Consider the following 25,625-nt stretch of genomic DNA (forward strand, 5'->3'; position numbering starts at 1 on the left):
GGTTCAGGCGACGCGAGTGTCGACGCCGAGGCGGCTGGCGCCGGGGATGGTCGCGGGGCCCGGGCTGCCGACGACGACGCCGCGGCCGAGGACCGAGGCGCCGACCTGCAGCGGGGTGAAGCTGGCGGAGTTGCCGACGGTGCTTGTGAGGCCAGCGTGGAGGCCGATGCCGACGCGCATGCCGGCGGCGAGGGTGCAGAGGTCGAAGGTGGTGTGCGCGGGGCGGTGGTCGGCGAGGATGTGGCGGACGATGGTCTCCTGTTCGGCGCTGAGGTGGCCGGGGACGAGGACGGTGAAGCGGTGGGCGTGGTCGCCGAAGCGATCGCGGTCGTCGCTGCCGCCGACGCGCAGACCGGCGCCGACGACCGCGGTGGCGTGGCCGGGGATGAGCTCGACGTGGCCGCGGAGGCGGAATTGCTCGAGCAAGATCGGTGGGCGTCCGAGGTAGAGCTCGAGGAAGCGGGTGAGGCCGGGGACGGTGCCGCGATAGCGGAACAGCCAGGTCGCCTCCGCGAGTACGGCGCGCCGCGTAGCGGCCGGCCAGCGATCGTCGAGGACGAGGCCGACGAAGCCGGCGAGCCACGGGAGCCACTCGTCGGGAGCGCCGGCGGGGTCGAGCAGGGCGCGGCGGTGGAGCGCGCGGAGCTCGAGGTCGTGGAGGAAGCCGTCGGCGAGGGCCAGGTAGCGGCCGAGGAAGGCGGCGTTTTCGGGCTCGCGCGAGAACACGGCGGGCAGGCGATCGAGCAGGGTGTGGGCGCTGTGCTCGACGCGGACGCTGCGGATCCGCGGGGTGAAGCGAGCGTCGCCGGTGAGCGCGAGGAACAGCCAGAGGTAACGTCCGGGCGCCGCGAGGACGGGGGCCTCGTAGGTGGCGAAGCCGTGGGGGGCGGGCTCGGACCAGGCGACTTCGCGGCCGCCAGCGCGGCGGTACAGGGGGTGGTACGCGGCGTCGTCGGCGGGGACGAGCGAGGCGGGCGGCATCGGCGGCGACAGGTCGGGGCGCAGGAGCGGGAGCTCGAGGTTGTTGGCCGGAGGCGTGCGTGGGATCGCCAGGTCGTCGGGAGGCTCGTCGGCGGTCACACAACACACGCGCACGGTGGTGCCGGGGGGGATGCAGGCGTCGACGAAGATCCGACCCCAGTGGGCCTGGTAGGCACCGGCATCGAGGCGGAAGCTGGTGACGCGGCCGCTGCGGGCGTAGCGGACACGGGCGGGGATGGCCTCGCGGACGCCGTGCTCGGTCCAGAAGGCGATCGCGCCAGCGGGGGTGCGGACGATGCCGCGGCCGTCGTAGCCGCGGGCCCGCATGGCGGGCAGGGGTTCGAGGCCGTGAGGGCGAAGGGCGTGGCGCGAGAAGTCGGCTCCGGGAGCGCGGGCGACCACCAGGACGTCATCGGCGGTGATCTCGAGGTCGGTGGCGCCGGGGATCGCCAGGGTCTGGTAGGCGAGCGCGAGCGAGGCGACGGCGGCGAGCGGGGTGCCGGCGTCGGTGAGGAGGTGGAGCGCACCGCTGCGGTCCTGCGCGATGCGAGCCGGGGCGCCGCTCACGTGTACAGGGAGGACCAGGGGGAACGGGCCGGTGCGCGCGGTCAGGCGGATCAGATGGGGCGCACGGTCGAGGACGGCGAAGACGTCGCGGCCGTCGCAGGCGAGGTCGAGGGGGCGGGCCGGGGCGACGCTGATGCTGCGGAGCAGGCGGCGTTCGACGAGGTCGACCACGAGGATCCGCGCCTTGCCATGCTCCGCGACGAACAGGCGGTTGTCGTCGTCGATGGCGAGCCCGCGGGGGGACGCGAGGGCCGGTATGGGGGTGGTGACCGAGCTGAAGTCGCCGGGCTGCGGCGGGGCTGGCGGGGCGAACAGGTCGACGACGGCGGAGGACTGCCCGGTGGGAGCCGAGCGTTCGATGCGGCCGGCCTCGGGCAGGCTGCGGTGGAGTCGGCACTGCGCGTCGAAGGCGAGGCCCGCAGCGAGCGGGGCGGGTGTGCTGGAGGTCGCGGGTTCGGCTTGCGACCACGCGAGCTCGACGGCGCCGGTGCCTGGCTGTAGCGTGGTGCCGTCGTGGGCGGCGCGGCGCCACTGGTCCTCGGTGTGGAGGAGGGCGAAGGGGCGCGAGAGGTCCATCGCTCAGCACTCCTCGCGGACAATGGGGACTGGGACGATGGGGCCGGTCGGTGCGGCGGGCTCGAGGGTCGCGCCGGGCTCGCGCGCGGGACCCTGGACGACCGTGATCTCGACGAGCTCGGGGACCTCGTCGAGGGCGAGCTTGACGGTGCCGGGGCTCCACCCCTTCGTGTCGTCCCAGCCGGCGACGGCGAGTGACTCGAGGTACTCGACGCCCTCGACCTGCAAGGCGGCGGCCTCGAGCTCGGGTCCGTGGACGCGACGGCCGAGTGGCCAACCCTGTCCGCCCGGGCCGTACGGAGGCAGCGGCGCGAGGTACTGGCGCAGGGCGAGCTCGACCCAGCGGCGCACGGTCTCGATGCCATGGCCGGGCTGGACCTGGAGTCCGACAGCCACGGCGATCCGGCGGTAGGTCGGCGGGATGACGTAGAGTTCGGTGGTGACGAGGCGGCGGCGGTCGAGGTGGGCACACACGGCGCGGAGGGTGGCGCGGTCGGGGGTCGGGGCGTTCGGGTGCTTGCGATCCTCGCGTGGCCAGACGACGACGCTGACGACGCCCGGAGTCTCGCTGCGTCGGGTTTTCGGATAGAAGCGGGGGAGACACTCGGCGCGGCCGATGTCGGCGCCGGGGGTCATGCGCGCGAGCTCGGCGAAGTCACCGGCGGTGACGGCCCGGTCGCGGCGACGCAGCTCGCCGGGGATGCGCTCGAGGGCCTCGGCGATCGACTCGCCCGCGGCGCCGCCGCTGGCGGGGAACGGGTTACGGACCTTGACGCCGGGTACGCCGACGAGCCGCGAGAGGGCGCCGGCGGCGACGTTGCCGTCGATGCCGCCCCCGTACCGGTAGACGCGGGCCCGGATCCGCTGGCCGATCTGCGGGGTCAGGCCATGAATGCCGTCGCCAAAGCGGACCTCGCCGGCCTCGGCGTCGAGCGTGTAGTGGCGGTCGCCCTCGACGCTATGGTGGAAGCCGTCGACCTCCTGCCAGGGGCGCCATCCGCCGTCCTCCTCGACCTCGAGGGTGAGGCTGCCTGAAAGGACAGGTTTGTGGACGAGCGCCGCGCGCTGGCGCGGCTGGCCGGTGCCGGTTCCGAGGTACTCGGCGCGGGCGGGACGCTGTTGGACGACCTCGGCGGCGTTGAGGCCGATGAAGGCGACCTTGCCGAGCTCGGTGCCGTCGGGGCGGAAGGCGCGGAGCCACAGCACAACGCGCGCGGCGGTCTCGTCGTCGAGGGCGGGCGGGAACTGGCCGGTGCCGGCGAGGTCGGGGTCGTCGAGGGCAAAGGTGCCGAGCTGGTCGAGGTCCTTGGGGAGCGCAAGGCGGACGACACCAGCCTGGGTGAGTCCGCGGGTCGTGTCGGCGAGCACGCGGAGGCTGCGGTAGGTGGGCTGGCGGTCGGCGTCGAGCTTGCTAGCGATCTGCCACTCGACGGCTGGTCCGCCGCTGCTGGTCGCGGTGCCGGGGCAGGGGTCGACGGCGGCGCCGATCGGTACCTCGGGGTCGGGGATGAAGCCGATGTTGGCGACGAGTGGGGCTTCGCTGTGGCTGACGAGGGCGGTTCGCACCGCGTCCGGCGTGGCCTTTCCGGCAGCCAGGCATGCGAGCCACAGCGTGCTATCGACTGCGGTTGCGAAGTCGACGGGTGGGCCGGAGCCGTCGGAGACGACGGCATTTTGATAGCAAGCGGGCGTCGTGCCCGGGGCGAGCGCGGGCATCGCATCGAGAGTCCGCCGGTAGAACTCGACGACCTCGGCGTCGTCCTGGGGGCCAGGCGGGTCGCTCTTGGCCTTGGCGACGGCGCGGGCCTCGAGCGGGAGGGCGCGGACCTCGGTGGCGACCGTGAAAGCGACAGCACCCGCGCGCAGCTCGCTGTCGTCGGGGACCAGTGGGGCCGCGAGCGTGTCGGTGGTGACGACGACGATGGCGCGGGCCGGCTGGGCCGGGCGCAGCGGGATCTGAAGCAACTGTAGGAACTCGAGGCGCGCCGTCTCGGGGATCTGGTTGAAGCGGTAGAGGAGGTTCTCGCCGAGGAATGCGAACAGCTCGAGCAGAGCGATGCCGGGATCCGAAGGGTTATGATCGGTCCACTCTGGCGCGTAGACCTTGATCCGCCCGATGAGCTCGTCCCGGATCTGGGGGTAGGAGCGGTTGTCGAGGATCGGTCGTGGCAGCGGCATGACGGCTTATTCCAGGTAGAACGGGTAGACGAGGTTGCCGGGGCTGCCGTCGCGGACGTGCGTGTAGAGGATCTCGACGAGCACGAGCGAGGGGTCGTCACCGGGCTCGACGCGCACACGGCTCACGGTGATCCGGGGCTCCCACTGCGCGAGCGCCCGCTCGATGTCGTGGGCAATCAGGGCGCGGGTCGCAGAGGCATTCGGCTGCATCAAGTAGCGCCGCAGGCCGCACCCGTAGTCGGGTCGCATGATGCGTTCGCCGGGCTCGGTCTCGAGGAGCAGGAGGATCGACTGGCGGACCTTCTCGGCGCCGTCCTGATAGGCGAGCAGGCGCGTCCGCGGGTCCGGGACGATCGGGAAGCTCCAACCTTTGCCGAGGAAGGCGCGTGTGGTCATGGCGACGGGGGCTCCACGGGATCGCGGTAGACGAGGGGTGGGGAGAGGTCGCTGCCGATGTTGGCGTTGCTCGTGATCGTCGTCATCGCGGCGTCGTCGAGGTTCGGTCTTTTCGGGGCGAGCGACCCGAGTTGCTCCTTGAGCCAGGGCTGCAGCAGGAAGAGGCGCGCGGCGGCCCTGGCCATCGCCGGATCGTGACGGACGCCTTGGACGTCGAGGGGAGCGGCGATGCGGAATGGTTCGCTGGGGCGGCTCCACACCAGCTCGCCGTGGCAGTCGGGGGTGGTGCTGCGGCGCGGGCAGCCGTCGCGGTGGCGGCGGACGAAGCAGCGGATCTCGAGGGCGGTCGTGGTGTCGAAGCGAGGGGTGCCCGCCGCGGTCGTGGCGGCGCTGCCGGTGGGGACCGCGGCGAAGAAGATCGTGCGGCCGTGAGCCGAGTGATGGTTGTTGCCAGGCGGCGGGACCAGCGGGAACAGGTGATGGATCTGTTCGTCGCAGCGGGTGTCGGGCGCCGCGTCGACCTCGATCCAGGCGCCGGTATTGGGGTGCTCGTGGTTTGGGATCCAGCCCACGGCCCGCGTACCTGTGGCCCGCGTACCGGTCCGCGCGAGCTGGTGCTTGCGGATCACAAAGCCGGCCTCGCATACCTGGTCGCGGGCGACGCCCGGGAAGCCGGGCGCGTCGCAGTGGAGCTCGCAGGCGACGATGTAGAAGCGGCGGTGGCTGGCCAGGAACAACTTGCGAGTGGAGTTGGCGTGGTCGTCAGGCCGGTCGGCGAGGGAGCGCTGCGGCTCGCGGAGGAACTCGTCGACGAAGCCCGGCGAGGCGAAGGCGTGCAGCGCCGGGGCGCTGAGGCGGCCCGACGCGGCTACGCCCGGGTGTTGCCAGCGGTACCACGGCCCGGTGAGGATCCAGGGGTGGCGCGCGCTCATAGCAGGTTACCCACGCCCGGGGTGTAGGTCGGCGCGACCACCCCGACGCTGGCGATGAGGTTGGTGCAGGTGACGATGCCGTCGAAGCTGGTGGCGGCGGCGTGGACTTTGACCGTGGGGGCGGTGATGTCGACGCTGGTGTTTGCGGTGATCTCGAGCGCTCCGGCGAGGGTGAGGCGGATCGTGACGCCGTTCTGGTGGGCGAGCGTGACCTCCTGGCTGCCCTCGTCGAGGACCAGGCGGTGGCCGCCCGAGGTCGTCAGGGTGACCTTGGCCGCGCCGGCCGTGTCGTCGAACTCGAGCCGGCTGCCGCTGCGCGTACGGAGCACACGCAGGTTGTTGGCGGCATCGGCGGAGATCGGCGGCTTCTCTTTGCCATTCCAGCAGGCGCCGACGATGTAGGGCCGGCGTGGGTCGCCCGCCTCGAAGCCGACGACGACCTGGGTGTCGACCTCGGGGAGCACGCAGAGGCCCTGGTTGTCGTCGGCGTAGGGGGTCAGCAGGGTCGCCCACGCTCGCATCGCCTTGCCCGCGTCGCCGAAGCCAGGGAACTGGACCTGGACCCGGCCGCGGCCGTGTGGGTCGACGAGGTCGGTGACGAGGGCGGGGTACAGGCCGAAGTATCGGTGTTGACCACCGTCGGGCGGGAGGGCCTGGCTCAGGACGTCGTCGCTCATGCGCCCTCCTCGAGCGTCGGTCGCTCGGCGCTGAACTCGGTGCGGAAGCCGCGGGCGAGGTCGTGGGTGTGGCGGACCCGGGTGACGTGGTAACCGCCGCCGGAGAAGGGCCGGCCGACGCGCTCGAGGGTGAGGCGGGTGCCGACGATCATGTCGGGGGTGCCGGTGGTGAGGCCGTGGACCTGCACGAAGCGTCGGGCGCGGCGCTGCATCTCGGCGCGTGCGACAGCGGCGGCCTCGGTGGTGGTGAGGGGGACCTCGCGGGCGCGCTGGGAGACGCGCTCGCCGAAGGCCTGGCGGAGGATCGCGGGGCCGGTTCGGCCGTGGCTGACCTCGCCGCGGATCACTGCGTCGTCGGCCTCCTCATCGATGGCGACGCGGGCGTCGCTGTCGAAGCCGCTGACGCGGACGGCGGTGCGCTGGTGGGCGAGGTCGGCGCGGGCGTGGAGGTCGAGCAGGGCGCCGCCGCGGACGAGTGTTAGCTCGGTAGCGCTGCGGCGGTCACGGGCCTTGAATTGGAGGGTGCCGGCGTCGTCGAGCCACAGCTCGGCGCGGACCAGGCGGGCCCGCTCGCGCAGGAAGGCGAGGTCGCTTTGGTTCCACTGCTGGACGACCTCGTGGGTCGTGTCCTCGATGTCGACCTCGACGGCGAGCTGGTGGGCGCTGGCGACCTCGCGGACGATGTCCGCGTCGGTCATGGCGTCGTAGCTGCGGGTTCGCCGGGTCATGCGCAGGTCCATCAGGCGGTCCTCGGCGTAGACGGCGACCTCGGGGGCCTCGGCCTCGTCGAAGGTCGCCTCGAGGGCGCTGATCGTGCCGCGGAAGACGGTGCGGGCGCTGCTCGTGGGACCGACCGAGACGATGATGTCGAGGCCGAAGTCGAGGAGGGTCCCGTCGAGGTAGGCGGGCTCGTCGTTCGGGCCCACGGCGATGAAGCGGGCGCACAGTGTCTTGAGGCCGTCGGTCGCCTCCTCGATCTCGAGGCGGATGAGATCGCGGCCGAGCTCCTCGCGCACGATGCCGCGGGTGCGCAGCACCGGGCGCACGGCGTGGAACAGACCATCAGTCATCGAGGCCCTCCGCGCGGGTGCGTTCGCTTCGCCAGCGATCGTCGCGTCGCTGCTTGCGGGCGCGGTCGGCCTGCGTCCAGCGCGGGTCGCGGGTCGCGGGATCGGTGGGGGTCTCGGCCCCGCCGCGGGCTTCGATCTCGGTGTGGAGCTCGTCGATGTGTACTGGCATCAGCGGCGCTCCTGGCAGCGACACGCGCAGGCGCAGCGGCAGGTGGGAGCGCCGGAGGGCGCGGCGGATGGGGTGGGCGAATGCTGCTCCCACGGCGGACGGGTCGGATCTCGGCGGGTGTCCGGGCGGTCGCGCAGGTCGTCGCGGAAGCGGTCGCGCAGCGGCACGCCGCGGCCAAAGCTGGTCGCACGTGGGTCGGGTGACGCCGGCTGGACAGCGAGCGCGGCTGGGCGAGCACCGCGGATCCGCAGCGGCGTGCGATCGACGGTCGCGGGCGCAACGACGGCGGAGGGGGCGGCGAAGGCCGCCCGGGCCGCCTTCACGGCGGCTGTCTGCTGGGCCTCGGCGGCGGTGGCCAGGGCCGCGTCGACGCCCCCAGCGGCCGCCAGCGCGAGGCCACCGAGGGCTCCCTGAAGGCCGAGCGAGGCGGCGAGCGTGGCGTCGAGCCCGGCGCTGACGCCGGCCCGGACACCGATGCCGGGGGAGACACTGAGGTCGGCACGGAAGCCGATCGGGGCGCCTGCCGCGAGGGTCAGGTTCTCGCCAAGCGGAGCGTCGAGTCCACGCCAGGCAGCCGCGTCGAGACCGACGCGGGCGGCGAACTCGGGCGGCGTCTCGCCGGCGAGCGCCTGGACGACGCGGTTGGCGTGCTTGTCGACCGTGGTAGCCCCGGTTGCGGCAGCATTGTCGCCGCCAGGTGCCGGCGCGACCGGAGGATTGGTTGGCTCCCGGGCCCACTTTGGGTCCTGCTCGCGGAGGCTCAGCTTGGCCTTCGCGCGCAGGGGGACGCCGCTCGCGGCGAAAAGGTCGAAGTCGAGGCTGAGCTGATCGACCTTGCCGACGATGATGAATTCGCCCCAGGTGAAGCGCAGCCTGGGCGGGGCCTCCTTGTCCTTCGTGGGCAGGAGGTAGCGCTCGACGATCACTGTCTTGTCGCGGACGGAGGTGCCCTCGTCGGCGGTGTCGAACACGAGCTCGAGGGTGAGCTCGGCGGCGGACTGGCCGACGTACTGACTGGCTTGCAGGCCCTTGGAGCGGGGGCTGTCGGTGTTGTTGGTGAGGGAGAGGGCCAGCGAGGTCGGGTTGAACTGGACCTCGATCTTATTCGAGATCAGGTCCTTGTCGTCGACCGTCTCGAGGAAGGCTTTCACGAGCCCGCTCATTGCTTGCCTCCCACGTTCAATGCGGGCAGGACGAGGGCGAGGCCCTCGTGGGCGATGTGCAGCTCCTCGAGCGCGATCTCTCCGGTCTTGGCGTTGAGCTCGGGACCCTTGATCCGCGCCGGCAGGCCGCGCGAGAAGGTCCAGGTGGCGACGGGTGAGAGCTGGGCGTTGAGGACCTCGATGGTGCCGTCGTAGCGGCGGACCCGTGCGCCGGACACGACGTCCTGCAGCCAGCGCCACAGCTCGACGTTGAGGCCCGTTCCCGTGCCCAGGAACATCCCGCGCTTGAGCACGATGTTCGAGTACTTGGCGCGGCCGACCCGACGGACGACGCCGTCGTTGCGGCCGCCCTCGAGGTACTCCTGCACGTCGACCTCGACCTCGAGGCCGCTGCACTCCTGGAAGGCGCCCTCACCGTCGCCCATGATCAGCGACTCGCCGGCCGCGGGAGCGAGCGTGGCTGCAGTGCCGGCGTTGTTGGCCTCGACGGTGAGGCTGCGGCGCAGCCCGACCCGGAAGCGGAACGCGGCGATGAACTGGAGGTCCGCCATGGTCAGGTCTCCACCGCCAACGTGCCGTCGTCCGATCGCACGAGGCGAAGGACGATGAACTCGAGTGGCTCCGTCGGCGCCACGCCGATCTCGATGATCATGCGCCCGCCGTCCACGTCGACACGGGTGTTGAGGCGTGGATCGCAGCGGACGAAGAATCCCTCGGACTCGTCCGCGCCGCGGAAGGCCCCTGCACGGTACAGCTGGCGCAGGTAGGCGCGCAGCCCGGTGACGATGTCGCCGCGCAGTTGCGGGGTGTTCGGCTCAAACACGGCCCACTGCGTCTGGATCTCGAGGGTGCGTCGCAGCAGGCTCATCAGGCGGCGCACCGACAGCTGGCGGTAGGCGCGGTCGTCGGCGAGGGTGCGGGCGGCGCTGAGGCGCACGCCGCCCCGCTCGCGCAAGTGGACGTTGATGCCGACGCTGTGCAGCTCGGCGTGGGCGTCGGCCGCGACGAGCTCGGCGACGTCGATCACTCCGACGGCGTGGACACCGGCAGGACCATGCGAGATGCCGAACACGCGCTCCTGGCGGGCGAGGACCCCGGCGGCGACGGCCGAGGGATTGATCGAGATCCGGCGATCGCGGCCGTCGTCGTCCGGGGCGACGTACAACCATGGGTGGTAGGCCGCGACGCGCGACGAATGAAAGTTGGTCCGCCAGCGGAGGATCTGGCGCAGGGTGAGACGTGGGGGGACGTCAAGGAGCAGGACGAGGTCACCGAGTCGTTCGACGGCCGCGACCGCTGCGGTCTGGAGCGCGACGATCTCGGCGAGGTCGACGGTCGGGTCGAGGTGCAGCTTGTCGAGGCCGGTCGTCGGCGCGGCGGCCTCGGTCGGTGGCGGTGGCGGTGGCTCGCAGGCGACAAAGCGCGGGCTGCCGCGCGGGGCGGGATCGCGGACGGATTCGTCCGAGGGCAGCGGTTCGGGCACGTAGAGGTCGGGGACGATGACCGTCGCCAGATCGTCGATGTATGCCAGGGCAGCGATGCCATCGCCGCGCTCCGGGTCACCGGGCAGCCATGCGTCGTCGAAGAAATCGCCGGTTGTGATCTCCGTGTAACGGTCGGCGCCGCCGGAGAATTGCGGGACATCGGCGTCGACCGGCGGCAGCACCGGTGCGAGCGGCAGGCGGCGGAGATCGAGGGGCTCGATCAGGCCGGCCGACAGCGCCTCGCCGGGATAGACCAGGGTCGACGCGTCGCGCAGCACGGACGCGGCCCAGCGGGGGTGGTCCGCCGCGAGGCCGAGCTCTGTATGGCGCTCGCGGTTGCCGTCGCCGTCGACGATCTCGATCACGCCAGTGACGAGCTCGGCGCTCGTCGGTGTCAGCGGGATCGTGCGGTCGAGGGTCACGGACACACGGGAGTCCGGGTCGCGGCGAACGCTGGTGATGCAGGCCAGCACCACCTGATCGGTGGCGCCGAGGCGCAGCAGGGCGCCGATCTCGAGCGGCTCGCGATCCGCGAAGGAGAGCCCCGTGGGGGTCACGAGGCATGGTCCGAGCGGCGCGACGGCGAAGCCAAATCCCGCGCGCAGGGTGTTTCCCCAGCGGCCCTCGTTGCGTGCCAGCAGGGCGACCGGGGCGGTGGTGGTCCCGGCTATCGCGCCGGAAGCGACGGCGAGGCCGGGCTCGCCGCCGTCGTCATGGACGATGCGGACGACATACGCGCGGCGTCCACCCTGGGCGAAGAATGTGTGGATCGCGTAGGGCAGACGTCCGGGCCCGTCAAAGCCGCCATAGAGTCGGCGGTATTCGGCGATGCTCTCGACGGCGACGGCGATGGAGCGCCGGAACGGGGGTGCTTCTGTGGGGCGCGTCCCGGGTGCGCGGGGGACCCGGGCCGGCCCACGGGGGGCGATCCCGACGAATGCGCAGACATCCATCCGCACCGCGGCGAAGCTCGGCTTCACGGCGGTGACGGCCCCGTAGAGGCCGGGGGCGGCGGGCGATGTCCAGGGCGTCGGCATCGTCGGCTACTCGAAGAGGATGCCCTCGTGGACGAGGCTGAGCTCCTCCATCGCCACCTCGCCGCCGCCCTTTGCGGCCAGGGTTGGGCCGGTCCACTTCTTGGGCTGGGCGTTGGTCAGCACCCACACGGCGACCGGTTGTCGGGCCTCGTCGAGCAGCGTGATCGTCACCGGACGGCGCTCGTGCCTGCCCTCGCGGGCCGCCTTGAACCACGCGAACAGGTCGGTCGATCCGACGAGCCCGCGCTTGAGCACGACGTCATCCTGCTTGTAGGTGTTTCCGACCTTGCGGGATGTCGCGGGCTTCTCGTTGCCGTTGCGGTACTCGGCGTAGTTGATCTCGCTGCCGAGACCGCTGACGTCGGAGAAGCCGCCGATCACGGTGCCCTCCGAGCCGTCGCCAGTGGCGCCGCCGAGGCTGACGATGAAGTTGAAGGCGGAGTAGGGGTTCTCGCGGTAAATTGCCATTGGACAGTCTCCCGGGTCACAGCTTGGCGTCGGCGGTCCATTGACCGATACGGAGAATGACGAACTCGGCGGGCGTCACTGGAGCGACGCCGACGAAGCAGATGAGTCGGCCGTTGTCGAGGTCGTTCTGGGTCATCGTGGTGCGGTCGCAAGTGACGAAGAATGCCTCCTTCTCGGTATCGCCGAGCAGCGCGCCGTCTCGCCACATGACCCGCAGGAAATCCTCGATCGAGCGGCGGATGCTGTCCCACAGACGGCGGTTGTTCGGCTCGAACACGGCCCACTGGGTGCCGCGGTCGATCGAGTGGGCGAGGTAGTTGAAGATCCGGCGGACGTTGACGTACTTCCACTCGGGGTCGGAGCTCATCGTCCGCGCGCCCCAGATCCGGTTGCCGCGCCGCTCGAGCGCCCGGAGGGCGTTGACTCCCTCGGGGTTGAGCACGTCCTGACGGGCCTGGGTGATGTTCGACTCGAAGCGGACGAGACCCTGGATGATCTCGTTGGCCGGCGCCTTGTGCACGCCACGGGCGACGTCGGTTCGCGCATAGACGCCAGCGACGGCGCCCGATGGTGGCAGCGAGAGCAGGCGTGGCGGTCCTCCGGACGGGCGCTCGTTGGGATCGAGGACCTCGAGCCACGGGTGGTAGAGCGCGGCGTGCGAGCTGTCGAATCGGCCGCGGAACTCGCGGACCTCGTTGAGCGAGCTCTCCCGGGGAGCGTCGACGATGGCGATGCGATACGGCACGTTCGTGACGTGCGCCAACAAGGCGCCGACAGCGGCGGTGCAGAGGCCGTCGTCGTCGTAGGTGGCGGCGTCGGGCAGAGCGACGATGGCGATGTCATCGATCTCACCGATCGCGGCCAGGCCGGTCGCCTTGATGTTGACGTCGTCGGGATTGGCTTCCTTGCCGGCGAGGTCGTCGGGCTGGGCAAGGAGGCCGTCATGGCCGCCTGTGAGCCGCTTCGTGGGTTCGCTTACGAGGGCGTACAACAGCTGCGCGGGAATGAATGGTCGCAACTTGGCATCGAGCGTTGTCCAGTCGTCCGGAGCCCATTTGAGCCAGACCATGCAGTCCTCGTCGGCGGGGTCGTCCTTCTGCAGGACCCTTCCGACGTAGCGCCGCTGTGCCGCCGAGGTGCTGAGTTCGCTGTACTCGTCGCGTCGCTCGCGCCCGGCCTCCACGCGGACCCGCAGTTCGAGCAGTTGGATGACGACGTCGTGAGCGAGCGCGGTGGTGTTGCCGCTCTCGTCGAAGAACGTCTGGAAGCCCTCGCCATCGATCTCGACGACGCGGAGCTGGGCGGTGCCCGTCAGGGTCGAGCCGACGGGCGCCGGGCCGCTCGCAATGACCTCGACGACGGCGCCCGGGCGGACACGCCGGGCCTGTGCGATCTTCTTGGCGTTGTCATCCGGGTCCGTGATAGCGAACGCGATGTTTCGGCTGCGTATCACCTCGGCGGTCACGCGGACGTTGCCGGCCCGTCCTGGCCAGCGGGCGCGCCACGTCGCGGTCGCCGTATTTGTCCCTTCTCCCAAGGTCACGGCCAGGCTAGCGACGCCATCCTTGGGATCGGTGGTGCGCGGCACGAACACCCGCGAGATGTAGAGGCGCTTGCCGCCATTGTCGAAGAAAGCCCGGGCTGCGTGGCCCAGGTAGGGAAGGCGCTCGTCTGCCCCCGTTTCGCCGACCTGGAGCGGGTCGAGGCCGCCGTAGACCCGCTCGAACTCGGTGAAGCTGGTGATCAGGCGCGGTGCCGAGGATTTCGGGCCATATTCGTTGCTGGCGCCGTAGGTGTAGTGAACCGGCCCGAAGTGGGCCATGCCGGCGAAGCCGGTGGTGCTGGTCGGAACGCCCTCGATCGACTTCGAACGGAAGCTGACTTCCTCGACGTACACTCCGGGCGACAGATACTCGGGCATGGCGGACCTCCCTGGGCGGGCGATGGAATGGATGCAGCAGATTCAGGGCGAGAATGGGAGCACGGCCGAACTGATTCGGCCGAGTCGCAGTGCGACAGGAAACAGCGGCGCCGCCTGATACCCGGCGGGCGGTGTGGTGCCGGCCGAGATCGGATCGGGGGCACCGGGCGTGGGCAAGTCTTCGACGGGGAGTGCGGCGAGCACGTCAGTCGCGGGCGCGGGGGGCACTGACGGTCCAAAGACCCGAATCGACACGGCGATCGTGCCCTGCGGATCCACGAACGGCGCCGGGTGAGCGCCGACCAACAGCAGGAATTCGCCGCGGTCGTCGCCGTGTGCGTGGCCAGCGACCATATCGCCATGATCGGGGTAGAGCGCCTCGATGCGCGCCCAGGCGACCGGCACGCCGTCGCGGAGCACCTGGCCACGCAGCCCCGTCATTCTCTCGCTAAACTCGTAGGCGGTGCCCGGGAACACAGCGATGTGGCGGATCCGCTGTTCGATGGGATGGAGGCCGAGGTCGTCCCGTTCGATGTCGTGGGGATCGACCAGCGGGACACGGATCCGCCGTGGGACGAACCAGCGCGCGTGATCGTGGATGTAGATCGCAACGTGACGGTCCGCCGGCTTCAGGGCGATCAGGGCGGGGTGGTAGAGCAGGGCGTGCAGGCACGAGGCATGACGTGAGACCCCGGGCGAATCGCGCCACCCCGACGGCCGCGTATATGGGGAACCAGGCGTCACGTTGCGCGGTGCCCATTGGCCTTCGAGGTCGACGCGGATCGGGCGTGCGACGCGACCGCCGCGAACGGCGTCCAGCACCTCGATACCCTGGGCCAGACGCTGTTCGGATCGCGGCAGGGGTGTCACTTGGCCCTCGTCATGAAGGTGGCGACTGGGCGATCGGCGACCGCGCGCCGCTCGTCGAGGCGGAGGATCCGGGCCACATAAGCCACGCTCAGCTTGTAGTCGGTCGGCAGGGAGTCGAACACCCGCATCAGGTTCTCTGTCGAGATGTCCTCGATGCCGATCTGCAGGGCGTCGCCGACGGCCCAGGCGCCGGCAGGGTGGAGGAGCGGGCCGCTCAGGATCGGCTGGGCATCGAGGCACTGCATGGCACACCCGAGAATACGGGCCTCATGATCGGCGTTCTCGGCCCACGGGGTCATCAGGATGTGCAGGTCGAGCGGCAGGCGGGCCCGCCCGTCCTGGGCGCTGACCGCCGACCAGGCGGCCCGCATCGCCTTGTTGACATCGACGCGATAGATCAGCAGCGAGAGCGCCGGAGGCTCGATGATGCTGCCCTGAACGGTGGTATCGAGGTCGGCAGTGCGTGCCAGGACCGCGTGGGTGGTCTTGTGAGGGACCGGACGGACCTCCTCGAACGCGGCGTTTAGCAGCATCTCGATGCTGCGCGCCACAACCGAGATCGAGTCAAAGTCCGCCAATTTCCCTGCCGTTCATGTTGTCTCTGCGCAATCGCAGACAGCCTACAGGTAGAGCAGTTCGCTGCGGCATGTCAACGCGAATCGCAGCAAGAATAGCCGCGTAATGGTCTGGTGATTCTATAATAGCCCAATTTTTGAGGGTATGCCGGTGATTCCCAGGCGTAACAGGACACGATTCCTACAGAACAATGTTTACACTGATGGATGATGGATATTGAAACACGTACCATGTGTAGTGATGTCTTCGAACCCCAATTCGATCAGGCGTCGTGAGGATTCGATCTCCGCGCTGCGAACTGGACATCCACTGCCCGGCCGGCTACGTAGGTTTGCGGCGACCTGGCTCAGGCGCCGATGAGGTGCACGATCGGAGCGGACTCTCAATGGTGAGGGTCGCTGCCGTGGATCTGCAGCAGGGCCGTGGCGCAGGTGGGGGCGTCGAACTGGGCGGTGAGGTCGCGGGCGAGGGCGGGGTCTTGGAGGAGGAGGCCGGCCTCGAGGTTGCGCTGCTGACCGGCTTGCGTGAAGTTGGCGGAGGTCAGGAAGACCTGGGACTCGTCGACGATGACGCACTTGGCGTGGAGGATGGCGCGCTGGGTCGGGTCGGGGTGGAGGCTGCGGGGGTCGTAGTAGAGGTCAGGGAGGCGCTTGCCCGGCCACAGGTGGGTGGTGAAGTGGTGGCGGAAGCGGTTGACGAAGTACGCGGCGTCGCGGTCCGGGTATCTGGGGGCGTCCTTGCGCTCGACGTTGGCGAAGATGCGGACGGCGAGCCGGGGATTCGCGTCCATGGCGGCGGCGAGGGGGCGCCAGAGGGCCTGGGCGTGCTGCAGGGCCTCGCCCTCGCGGGCGCGGTCGAAGGCGTAGTTGGCGATGAGGACGCTGTGGCGGGCTGCGCTGCACAGGTCGCGGATGACGACGGCGGTGTCGCGCGGGGAGGTGCCGGGGGCGTCGGGGCCGCTCCAGACGAGCTCGGTGCGCTCGGCGGAATGTTGCTGGTGGCGGCGCTCGCTAGCGAGGGTGCGCAGGAGCAGGGCGGCCTGGGCGGCGGTGAAGTGTTGCGATTCGAGGGCGGCGAGTTCGCGCAGGGTCTCGTCGGTGGCGGCCTCGGGGACGTGGCGGCGGACGGCGCTGCGGGTGAAGGGTGCTCGCAGGCGGCCGGCCTCGAGCGCGGCCGCGAGGTCGTCCAGCGTGGTCGGGCCGAGGCTGGGGAGCATCACTGGCATTTGTCGCCCGGGGATCGTGGCGCTGGCAAGCGGCTCACGGGTCGACGAAGAACTCGGCGCCGAGCTCGTCGACGGTGGCGACCACGAGCGCGCGATCGAGCAGCTCATTGCGGCGCTCGCAGGAGGGCTCGGCGATGAGCAGGCAGCCGTGGCAGGCGGCGCCGTGGAGGAAGCGCTCCTCGTGGCGATCGTCGGGGCGATGCTGGGCGCAGATCGGGTCGTTGGAGCAGAGGCGGCCGAGCTCGAGGGCGGTGGCGAGGTAATGCTCGATGCGCTTGCCGACTGCGACGAGGCCGCCGAGGGTGCCCTCGGAGCCGGGGGTGCCGGTGTAGAGCAGGATGCCGTGGCCCGCCGCGCCGGCGTAGACGCGCTCGGAGATGGCGGTCGCGGCATATCCACACTCGAGCGCGACGGCCTGGATCAGCAGGTGGGCGAGCGAGTGGAGCATGAGGTAGGGGAGGCCAGGGAACTTGGCGTTGTCGAGGCGACGGGCGCCGGCCCAGGCGTCGAAGCCCTTGAGGAGCTGGTCGCCGCGCGCCTGGACGCGATCGCGGCGGAGCCAGGCGGCGATGGCGTCGTTGCTGAAGCCGAGGAACACGCCCTCGCCGCGGTTCTCGACGGCGGGGACCCACGTGGGCTCGCGCGAGAGGGCGGCCGGGCGCACGTCGAGGGTGAGCTCGCCGTCGATGTCGGGCATGACGGCCTCGAAGCGGGTGAAGCCGATCTGGGCGACGACCTCGCGCAGCTTGTGGACGAGCACGACGCGATCGAGGCGGCCTCGCAGGCCGGCGCGAGCTGGCCGAGCGGGCGGGCGCGGGCGTAGAAGTCGCTGGCCGGCTCCTCTTCGTGGGCGGCCTCGGGTTCGCAGGCGAGCAGGGTCTCGAGCTCGGCGACCTTGATCTTCTTGTCGGGCTCGAAGCCGCGGCGGCGGCGCTCGACCTCGGCCCAGATGTCGGCGTCTTTCAATGCGCCGAGCTTGCTCGAGACCTTCGGCTTGTTCTTGCGGCGGAGCTTGATCAGCTCGTCGATATCGTCGACGTAGGCGAGCTCGTCGTCCCACAATGCGTCGACGGCCTTGCGCACGGCCTCGTCGGCCTCGGGCAGGGAGATGACGCGCATGACCTGGGCGAAGTAGGCGTTGCTGGCCGAGCGGACCAGCAGGCGGCTCCACTCGGGTTCGTCGCTGTCCTTGGCCTTGCAGGGCTCCTGGGCGTTGCGGCCGAGCCAGGGGCGGTCGCCGTGGCAGCGGCCGAGGACGCGGCTCTCGGGCAGCTTGGCGTCGGCGAGCGGACGGCGCGCGCCGGTGGCCTCGCAGCGAATGTAGATATCGCCGAGGTCGCCGCCGGTGCCGCCCTCGTCGATCCAGAGGCGGGCGCGGGCCTGGGGGGCGTCGCCGGCGTGGACGAAGCGATACCAGTCGATGTCGCTGATGTGGCCATTGCGGCAGGCCTGGACGAATCTCACCGGGACGACGGGGATCTTCTTGCCGTTATGTAAGTAGTGGCTGCCGCCGTCGAGGGCGCGCCAGTGGACCAGGGGGCGCGTGCGGTACTGTTTGCCGGTGTGATCGCGGTGGGTGACGCCGTCGACCTGGCCGACGAACCACGCGGGGAACACGAAGCAGGTCATGCCGGCGCGCGGGGAGGCGGGGTCGCCGTCGTCGACGGGCGGGGTGTACATCGGCACGCGCTCGCCCTCGGGGAGGCCGAGCTGTTTGGCGATGCTGGCCTCGAGGCGCTTCTCGTGCACGGGCTGGCGGCCCTGCTCGGTCCAGTGCTCGAGGCCGCCGACTAAGACGGAGTGGAGCGGGAGGTCGACCATGGCGCCGGGGCCGAAGGTGCTGACGACCTGGCTGCGGCGGATCTGGCCGGAGACGGGGGCCTTGCGGGGCTTGCTCATGGCTGGGTGTCCTCGAGGTCGCCCTCGACCAGGAAGCCGTCGGGGTTGCGGATCCACAGGTCGACGGCGGGCTCGACGTCTCCGCAGGCTCCGGGCCGCCGTGAACTTGCTGAATTCGGCGGGGAGTTTTTCGAGTTTGGGGTCGCCGGGCTGGTGCAGGAGCGGGAGGTCGTTGCCGGCCTCCTGTTGATATTGCAGGCCCTCGCCGACCTGCTTTTGGGCGTGGGCGAGGCTCGACCAGTCGTCGAGCAATGCGTGCACTCTGGCGCGGACGTGTTGGCGCAGGTGGGCCTGCGCGGCGGTGTCGAGGTCGGGGTCGTGGGCCTCGGCGCGGGCGGCGATGGTGTCGGCGATGTATCCGAGGTTTGCGCGCTCGCTGGCGATGTCGACGGCGCGGCGGGCTTCGGTGAGCTTCTTGTCGCCGTGGCGGGCGAGGGCGACGGTGATGGCCGCGAGGCCGCGGCCGATCGCGCGGGGCGAGAAGGGGGTCACGCTGGTGGCCTCGACGGCGCGGTAGAAGCTGGCGTGCCAGGCGGCGAAGCGCTCGAAGTGGGAGCGGTCGCGCGGGCGGTGGACGTTGAGGAGGGCGACGACCAGGCCGGGGCGCTCGTCGTCGCGGCCGACGCGGCTGGTGGCCTGGATGTACTCGGCGGCCGTCTTGGGCTGGCCGAGGACGACCATCAGGCCCAGGCGGGTGATGTCGAGGCCGACCGAGATCATGTTGGTGGCGAGGGCGACGTCGACGCGCTCCTTCTCGGCGAAGTGGAGGGCGAGGCGGCGCTTGGTCTCCGAGACGTCGCTGGTGTTGACGCGCGAGGTGAGCTCCTGCGGGAGGTGGTCGATGTTGCGGCTGGCGAAGCTGCCCTCGGCCTCCCCCTCGCGCTTGCGGGTGCCGTAGTAGGTGAGGCGGGCGTTGACCTCGTCCTCGACGATCCGCCGGCTGCCGCCGAGCTCGCGCAGCGAGTTGAAGTAGCCGAGCAAGGTCATGTAGGGGTCGGCGGGGTTGTCGACATTCTTCGCGCCGCCGGACTGCTGCCATTGTTTCTGGGCGGCGGCCATGAGGGCGAGGTAGGTGCGCAGGAGGACGACCTTCAATGAGCGGCCCTGGCTGGCGACGCCGAGGTAGAGGCGGGCGTTCTTCTCGGATGGCGGGACGGTGCGGGCGAAGAAGCTGTCGCGCGGGTCGGGGCCGGGCGGGGGGAATACGTCGACGGTGTTCCTGCCGAACAGTGCACGGATCTGCTTCTCGGCGCGGCGGACCGTGGCGGTGGAGGCGACGATCTTGGGGCGGACGGAATGCTCGCCGTGTTTGCGGGTGGCGAGGGCGTCGAGGGCGGTCTCGTAGAGGCCGACCATGGTCCCGAGCGGGCCGGAGATGAGGTGCAGCTCGTCCTGGATGATGAGGTCGGGCGGGAGCAGTGGTTGGGGCAGGGCGCGGCCCTTGCCGGGCTCGGCGGGGCCGTAGAAGCCGCTGGCGTCGGCGCGGTCGGCGTTGCCGAGCAGCGCCCCGGCCTCGCCGACCCACGGGAGACCGGCGAACTTGTCGACGGTGGCGATGACGAAGCAGGGGAGGCGGCGATAGAGCGGCTCGTCGACGGCGACGAGCGGGAGCGACTGGTTGCGCGTGAACACGCAATCGCGGTTCTTGCAGCGGATGACCAGCTCGCGCGGGTGGTCGGTGTTGGGGAGGAGGGCGAAGGATTCGGGGAGGAAGGGGGTGCCGCACCAGGGGCAGACCTCGAGCGGGATCGGCGAGGGGTTGCGCTTGTGATTGCTCTGGTAGGCGAGCACGCGGGCGCGGGCGGTGGTCGGGCGGCTGTCGCCCTTCTCGCCGAGGGCGTTGGGGGTCGCGGCCTGGCCGACCCAGAGGCCGATCTCGAAGGGCCAGGGGCCGAGGCGGGCGGGGTCCTTTTGGCGTTCGAGCTCGAGTGCGCAGATAAGGGTGGCGGCGCGGCCGAGCTGATCGAGGGTCAGGAGGCGCAGGGTGTAGCGCATCAGGACGCTGACGCCGGCGCTTTGGAGGCCCGGGTTGCGGAGGCGGCGGAGGACCAGGGTGAAGGCCGAGAGGCCGAGGTAGGCCTCCGTCTTGCCGCCGCCGGTGGGGAAGAACAGGAGGTCGACGACGCCGCGATCGCGGTGCAGCGGGTCGATGATGCCGGCGAGGTTGAGGAGGATGAAGGCGAGCTGGAACGGGCGCCACTGCGGCGGGTCGATCTGCTCGGGGCGCTTGCCGTTGCCGTGGCTGGCCCGCTGACGCATGGCGGTGGCGACGACGCGGTTGGCGACGGTGAAGGCGTGGAAAGCATCGGGGTCGCGGGCCAGGGCGGCGAGGCCGGCGGTGATGCGGTCGCGGGCCAGCTCGGCGCGCTCGATGAGCTGCTGGCAGGTCTCGTTGCGGAGGGGCTCGGGGCAGGTGGTGCCGGCCTGGCCCTTGAGCCAGGTGGTGTATGCGGTGGCGATGCCGGCGAGGGAATGGGACAGGGCGGCGCCGTCGGGGGCGGCGGCGATGGTCTCCATGCGGAGGTTGACGCCGTCGATCGCGGCGGCGATGACCTTCTCGACCTGGGCCGTGGGCATCCAGGTGGTCTCGACGTCGTGGCAATCTTTGGTGTCGGTGCAATGCACGAGCACCGATATGTTGTGACCGACGGCGTGCTCGACGATGTCGCGGTATTGCAGGTCGGCGACGCGGTCGTCCCAGTCGGTCGAGCTGCGCACGTCGGGGCGCGGCACCAGCGGGGCATCGCTGTGCACGTGGAGGCCGGCCTGGAACACCCACGCCTGCTCGCGGGCGGCCTCGGCGGGCGGGCGACGATTGACGAGGAAGAGGGAGACCGCGCGGGTGCCCGGGGGCAGGCCCGTGGCGGTCGGGGCGGGGCGGACGGACAGGACCAGCTCGAGGCCGCCGCTGTTTGGCACGGGATGCGGGTGAGTGCCGAGTTTCAGCGGGACTGTGAGGGGCTCGGCGCGCGGGCGTCGTTGCCAGCGGGTCGGGCGGCGGCGCGTGTCCTCGGCGTCGGGGTCGGGCAGCGGGCTGTAGTCGCCCCAGCGGGCGACCACGGCGAGCTCGCGGGCCGCGGCCGGGACCAGCAGGCTGAGGCCGATGGAGGACGGGAACAGGCCCTTGCGGGCGGCCGTGGCCTCAGGCGAGGCCTCGTCGTCGCCGGCGCGGGCCTTGTCGATGCCGTCGAGCTCGCCGTCGGCGTCGTCGCCCTCGCGCTCGCCAGGCGGGGCCTCGAAGGGGACCAGGAATCCGGTCAGGTACCAGACCGAGGGGGCGGTGTTCAGGATCTCGTCGGCGTGGGCGGCGTCGGCCGGGCCGGGGCCGATAAGGTCGAGCGCGAGCGCCGAGGCGAGCGAATCACGGACGAGGGCAGGGGCCTGCACGTGGCGACGGTACAGGAATCAACGCAGCGATACCAGCGAAAGCGTGGATGCGTCGGGGCAGTCACGGCCGAGCTCCTTGCACAATACCCGGGGCCTTCGATATTGCGGAGCACGCGGGGGACCGGAGTACTCGGTTCATGACGTCATTTCACGAAGCCGGCAGTTTGCGGCGGATGGCGTCGAAATCGATGTTCGGGCGGTCGGTGTGGCGGCTAGCGAGGTAGTCGTTGAGCTCCTGGGGGCGATGGGCCACGGCCGAATGCTGGGCCTTGACCGGCCAGGACTCCGCTGATAGCGTTCCAGCGTGCGCGATTTCGGGCGGTGCTTTCTCGCTGGCCTCCTGGCCACCGTGGGGGCGTGCCAGGAGGATGCCGAGCTTCCCGCGCAGCCGACAAGCAAGGGGGGCCCCAACGACCCAGGGGAGGAGCCGCAACCGTCGCCGACGAGCACGCAGCCGACGACGGGTGCTGGGGCGAGCAGCGGTGAGCTGGGTTCGACGGGCGGCGCCTCTGAGACCACGGGCGGCGCCTCCGAGAGCGTGGGTGGAAGCTCGGGCAGCACGTCGTCCGGCACCACCGAGTCGCCGGTCCCGGAGGGCTGTGGGGACGGCATTGTTGGCCCCGGGGAGGCGTGCGACGACGGGTTTCAGGGCAACAGTGATAACGCCGCGTGCACCTCGACCTGCGCCGCGGCCGTATGTGGTGATGGGCTGCTGTGGGCGGGCGAGGAGGAGTGTGACCACGGCGCCAACAACAATGACAACAGCTATGGCGGGTGCACCGAGAGCTGTACATATGGGGCGCGCTGCGGGGACGGGCTCTTGCAGCCAAACGACGAGGAGTGTGACGCCAGCGCGCCGCCGGTCGAGGGCGAGGCCCCCTGCGACCCGCTGGCGTGTCGTTACCTCGCGCGCGTCGCGTTCGTGACGGCGGCGAAGTTCTCGGGGGCGCTCGGCGGGCTCGCGCTGGCCGACGCGGTCTGCGTGGCTGCTGCTGCCGGGCAGGGCTTCGACCAGTCGGGGAGCTTCCGGGCGTGGCTCAGCGACGGGGTGGCGACGCCGAAGACGCGGCTGAAGAAGGCTGCGGCGGACGCGGGCTACCCGTATGTGCGCCTCGACGGGCAGCTGCTCGCGGACGACCTGGATGACCTGATCGCCGAAGGCCCGAAGGTCCCGCTCGACGTGACCGAGACCGGCGTTGCCCTGAAGCCGCTGGAGTTCGTCTGGACGAACATCGGCGCGGATGGCGAAGCCATTCAGCGCGGTCAAGCACTGCGACGAGTGGACCAGCGACGCCTTCCTGGCCACCGCCCGCGCCGGTAAGGCCTCACCCGCGAGCATCGCCGAGTTGCCGGTCTGGAAAGCTGCTCGAAGGTGGACCAGCGATGGCGGACAGCCATGCCAATCCACGGCACACCTCTACTGCCTGGAAGATTGACCATGCACCTGCGATATTTTACGGTCGTCACGCTTGCTGCGTTCAGCGGAAGCTGCGCCGTGGAGTCGATCGATGCGATCATCGCCGAGCATGGCGTCACCTACTGCCCGACGACGGGATCAGGGGGCGTGGGCGACACCTCGACGAGCACCGGAGCGAGCACGGGGACGAGTGGCGACGTGGCCGGGGATACCTCGAGCAGCGGCGACGGGAGTGTCTCGATGGGCGAGGGAGAGACCCTTGGCAGCACCGATGTGACCGCCGCGAGCGGTGATCTCCCCACGTATTTCTGTGGCGACAGCGTGGTCAACGAGGACGAGGAGTGTGATGACGGCAACGCCCAGGACGGCGACGCGTGTCGCAATGACTGCACGCGGCGATGGATCGTGTTCATCACCAGCGAGCCGTCCAAGCAGGGTAAGTTCAACGGGATCATCGGCGCCGACTACGAGTGCCGCCACCGCGCCACCAACATGTTCCTCCCCAACGGCGAGCGCTACATGGCCTGGGTGAGCACCTCCGTGGTCCAGCCGGCGGATCGCATGTACCACGCGCGCGGCCCCTACGTGCTCGTCAACGGCCAGCAGGTGGCGGCGAACTGGGACGCGTTGACCTCGGGTACGCTCGAGCACCCGATCAACGTCACGGAGAAGAGCGAGACGGTGAATTCCACCGTATGGACGGGCACCGATATCACGGGCATGCGCATCCCCAACACGCAGCATTGCTCCGACTGGACCTACAACGACAGCGACCAGACCGGTTGGGCCGCCGACGGCACCGCCACCGACGCGTTCTGGACCCGCGGGGCGGAGGTCATGTGCGGCGCGTCTGCGGCGATCTATTGCTTCGAGCAGCCGTGAGGGGTCACGAGGCGTCGTCCGGCGACAATGCGAGCAGTCTGGCGTGGGCTTCGGCGGGGAAGAGCGCCGTCAGGCCGAGTTCGGTCTGGAGCAGGCGGCTGACTGCGGTGCCGCGGGACTTCTTGGCGCGTTGGGCCTTGTCCTTGGGATCGAAGAAATCGCGGTCGCGGGTCACGAACAGTGCGGCCTGGCCGGCCACGGCGGCGAAGACCTGCTTGATGTCGTGGGATTGCATGCCGGCCTGGTCGAGTTTGGCTTTCAGCTGACGCTGCTGTTTCATCGTCGCGGCGATCGCCGTCTGCGGGACCTCGATCCACTCGAGGCCTTGCAGCGCGCAGCGCTGCTCCAGCTGATCGAGGTATTCGTGGAGGGTCGCCTCGGCCCTCGTGATCGCGGAGATGATGATCGACCACGTGAGCGAAGGGCTGTCGACGTCGAGCAGGGCGCGGCAGGGCTCGCTGTGGGAGTCGCCCTGGTTCAGGGACAGCACGAAGATCACTGTGTCGTAGAAGGCGCGCGCGCTGGATCGCGTCACGGGGTCCTCCTGCGCTGCTCGGCGAGGTCGCGGGCCAGGTCGAGGCCGGTGTCGAGGAAGCCCCTGGGCCAGCGTGCCTTCGGGACGCCGTGTTGATCGAAGGACATTGTGGTGATAACAGACTGCTTGCCGTCGTGCTCGACGCAGAAGACGCGGACCCTGGCGGGGTCGAGGCCGGCGGCGACCAGGGTCTGCAGGCGGAGGACCAGGTGTTCGCTGTGGGTCTCGACGTAGACCTTGTTGCCGCGGTCGGCCGAGGCGACGAAGACATCGGCGAGGCGGGACTGGGCGAGGGGATGGAGGTGCGCCTCGGGTTGATAGGCGATGAGGTTGCCGCGCTTGAGCTGGGCGTCGTGGGAGAGGAGGGGGAGGATCTGGCTGACGCCGTAGCCGACATCGGCGAGCGTGGCGGCCTCGGTCTTGCGCCGGGGGGAGACGCGGATCTCGGCCGTTCGTGGGCCTTTGCGCTGCCCCAGGGGGCGCGCGTCGATGTCGACGGCGAGCTTCATCGTGCGCAGATTCTCGACGATCGTCGCGCGCGCGACGCTGTTGGCGTCGTCGCTCCACAGGCGCAGGAGGTCGCTGATGAGCCGGGTGTCGTCGGCGTGCATCATCGGGTCGTCGAGGACGTACACCGAGCGGGGGACCGGGCGTTGGGGGCGCACGATCATGGTCTCCTGCGGCGGCTCGCCGGCGCGGATCAACGAGCCGACCGCGCCGCTTCTCTGGAAGAAGACGGGAGCGCCGCCGAAGAATGTGACCTGTGCGGTCTTCTTTCCCCGGTCGGTCGAGCGATAGGCGCTGCCTTCGGCGTCGATCGCCTCGATCTTCTCTACCGTCCCCGGCGGGAGCCTGGCGGAGTAGTCGGCGTGATGAACGATCGTTGAGCCGGAGGAGGGGGAGCGTCGCAGGGCGAAGCGCGCCGTGAATTTATCCCATTCGTAGATCAGGGAGAATTCTGCGTCCGCGGACTTTCGGTTCTTGCCCGGGCGGCGGAGGATCGAGTCGAACGAGCCGAATGATGGCACCTGGGAGATCGCCAGCGGGCCCGGTGCGGGAGACCCCGTGCTAAGCAACGCGAGTTCGATCGCCGTCATGATGTTCGACTTGCCGGCGCTGTTCGGGCCGATGAAGACATTGACATCCGCGAGCTCGATCCGGTTCGAGTCGGCGAAGGAGCGGAAGTCGTGGAGGCGAAGTGCGTGCAGCATGGAG

20 protein-coding genes and 1 pseudogene are annotated in these 25,625 nt (G+C 70.5%); 2 read left to right on the forward strand and 19 right to left on the reverse strand.

The window, feature by feature from the left end:
* Nucleotides 1-3: 3 nt before the first annotated feature.
* The 17 genes and pseudogenes from IPJ59_RS00210 to drmA form a co-directional block, all read right to left on the reverse strand.
* Nucleotides 4-2,124, reverse strand: a complete 2,121-nt coding sequence (locus tag IPJ59_RS00210; RefSeq protein WP_293269218.1) for a phage tail protein — start codon at nt 2,122-2,124, stop codon at nt 4-6.
* Between the two features lie 3 nt (nt 2,125-2,127).
* Entirely contained in the window at nt 2,128-4,302 is a 2,175-nt protein-coding gene (locus IPJ59_RS00215; protein WP_293269219.1) for a putative baseplate assembly protein, read from the reverse strand.
* Between the two features lie 6 nt (nt 4,303-4,308).
* The gene (locus IPJ59_RS00220; RefSeq protein WP_293256647.1) at nt 4,309-4,698 is read right to left on the reverse strand and encodes a GPW/gp25 family protein; all 390 of its coding nucleotides are present in this window, start codon (nt 4,696-4,698) and stop codon (nt 4,309-4,311) included.
* Nucleotides 4,695-5,630: a hypothetical protein gene (locus IPJ59_RS00225; RefSeq protein WP_293269220.1), complete on the reverse strand. Its 936-nt coding sequence runs from the start codon at nt 5,628-5,630 to the stop codon at nt 4,695-4,697. The genes IPJ59_RS00220 and IPJ59_RS00225 overlap by 4 nt, the downstream gene beginning before the upstream one ends.
* Entirely contained in the window at nt 5,627-6,307 is a 681-nt protein-coding gene (locus tag IPJ59_RS00230; RefSeq protein ID WP_293269221.1) for a phage baseplate assembly protein V, read from the reverse strand. The genes IPJ59_RS00225 and IPJ59_RS00230 overlap by 4 nt, the downstream gene beginning before the upstream one ends.
* Nucleotides 6,304-7,377 (reverse strand): phage late control D family protein, encoded by a 1,074-nt coding sequence (locus IPJ59_RS00235; protein WP_293256638.1) that lies wholly within the window; start codon nt 7,375-7,377, stop codon nt 6,304-6,306. The genes IPJ59_RS00230 and IPJ59_RS00235 overlap by 4 nt, the downstream gene beginning before the upstream one ends.
* Complete coding sequence (locus tag IPJ59_RS00240; RefSeq protein ID WP_293256635.1) at nt 7,370-7,546, reverse strand: hypothetical protein; 177 nt, start codon at nt 7,544-7,546, stop codon at nt 7,370-7,372. Before IPJ59_RS00240 ends, IPJ59_RS00235 begins: the two co-directional genes overlap by 8 nt.
* Nucleotides 7,546-8,697 (reverse strand): CIS tube protein, encoded by a 1,152-nt coding sequence (locus tag IPJ59_RS00245; RefSeq protein WP_293269222.1) that lies wholly within the window; start codon nt 8,695-8,697, stop codon nt 7,546-7,548. Before IPJ59_RS00245 ends, IPJ59_RS00240 begins: the two co-directional genes overlap by 1 nt.
* An 8-nt stretch (nt 8,698-8,705) precedes the next feature.
* On the reverse strand, nt 8,706-9,260 hold the full coding sequence (locus tag IPJ59_RS00250) for a phage tail protein (RefSeq protein ID WP_293256630.1): 555 nt from the start codon (nt 9,258-9,260) through the stop codon (nt 8,706-8,708).
* A 2-nt stretch (nt 9,261-9,262) separates the two neighbouring features.
* Nucleotides 9,263-11,230 carry a phage tail sheath family protein gene (locus IPJ59_RS00255; protein ID WP_293269223.1) on the reverse strand — a complete coding sequence of 656 codons (1,968 nt, stop codon included), beginning with the start codon at nt 11,228-11,230 and terminating at the stop codon, nt 9,263-9,265.
* 6 nt (nt 11,231-11,236) lie between these two features.
* Complete coding sequence (locus IPJ59_RS00260; protein WP_293256624.1) at nt 11,237-11,698, reverse strand: phage tail protein; 462 nt, start codon at nt 11,696-11,698, stop codon at nt 11,237-11,239.
* Nucleotides 11,699-11,714: 16 nt separating this feature from the next.
* Complete coding sequence (locus IPJ59_RS00265) at nt 11,715-13,619, reverse strand: phage tail sheath family protein (protein ID WP_293269224.1); 1,905 nt, start codon at nt 13,617-13,619, stop codon at nt 11,715-11,717.
* 42 nt (nt 13,620-13,661) lie between these two features.
* Complete coding sequence (locus IPJ59_RS00270; protein WP_293269225.1) at nt 13,662-14,489, reverse strand: hypothetical protein; 828 nt, start codon at nt 14,487-14,489, stop codon at nt 13,662-13,664.
* Nucleotides 14,486-15,067 carry a Pvc16 family protein gene (locus IPJ59_RS00275; RefSeq protein ID WP_293269226.1) on the reverse strand — a complete coding sequence of 194 codons (582 nt, stop codon included), beginning with the start codon at nt 15,065-15,067 and terminating at the stop codon, nt 14,486-14,488. The genes IPJ59_RS00270 and IPJ59_RS00275 overlap by 4 nt, the downstream gene beginning before the upstream one ends.
* 380 nt (nt 15,068-15,447) lie before the next feature.
* On the reverse strand, nt 15,448-16,281 hold the full coding sequence (gene drmC, locus IPJ59_RS00280) for a DISARM system phospholipase D-like protein DrmC (protein ID WP_293269227.1): 834 nt from the start codon (nt 16,279-16,281) through the stop codon (nt 15,448-15,450).
* Nucleotides 16,282-16,324: 43 nt separating this feature from the next.
* On the reverse strand, nt 16,325-17,461 hold the full coding sequence (locus IPJ59_RS37415) for a DUF1998 domain-containing protein (RefSeq protein ID WP_366524531.1): 1,137 nt from the start codon (nt 17,459-17,461) through the stop codon (nt 16,325-16,327).
* 869 nt (nt 17,462-18,330) lie between these two features.
* A pseudogene (drmA, locus tag IPJ59_RS00290) lies at nt 18,331-21,576 on the reverse strand (DISARM system helicase DrmA); the annotation flags it as partial.
* A gap of 538 nt (nt 21,577-22,114) precedes the next feature.
* On the opposite strand from drmA, the gene IPJ59_RS00295 reads away from it, so the two are divergent.
* A complete protein-coding gene (locus tag IPJ59_RS00295; RefSeq protein WP_293269229.1) occupies nt 22,115-22,897 on the forward strand; it encodes a hypothetical protein in 783 nt (260 codons plus the stop codon).
* Nucleotides 22,898-23,014: 117 nt separating this feature from the next.
* Entirely contained in the window at nt 23,015-23,875 is an 861-nt protein-coding gene (locus tag IPJ59_RS00300) for a hypothetical protein (RefSeq protein WP_293269230.1), read from the forward strand.
* Nucleotides 23,876-23,879: 4 nt separating this feature from the next.
* Here IPJ59_RS00300 and IPJ59_RS00305 read toward each other — a convergent pair whose 3' ends face one another.
* A complete protein-coding gene (locus IPJ59_RS00305) occupies nt 23,880-24,374 on the reverse strand; it encodes a hypothetical protein (protein ID WP_293269231.1) in 495 nt (164 codons plus the stop codon).
* 32 nt (nt 24,375-24,406) lie between these two features.
* Entirely contained in the window at nt 24,407-25,621 is a 1,215-nt protein-coding gene (locus tag IPJ59_RS00310; protein WP_293269232.1) for an AAA family ATPase, read from the reverse strand.
* Nucleotides 25,622-25,625 lie beyond the last annotated feature (4 nt).

This window comes from Nannocystis sp. (assembly GCF_016714285.1).
In the GTDB taxonomy this organism is placed as follows: domain Bacteria; phylum Myxococcota_A; class Polyangia; order Nannocystales; family Nannocystaceae; genus Nannocystis.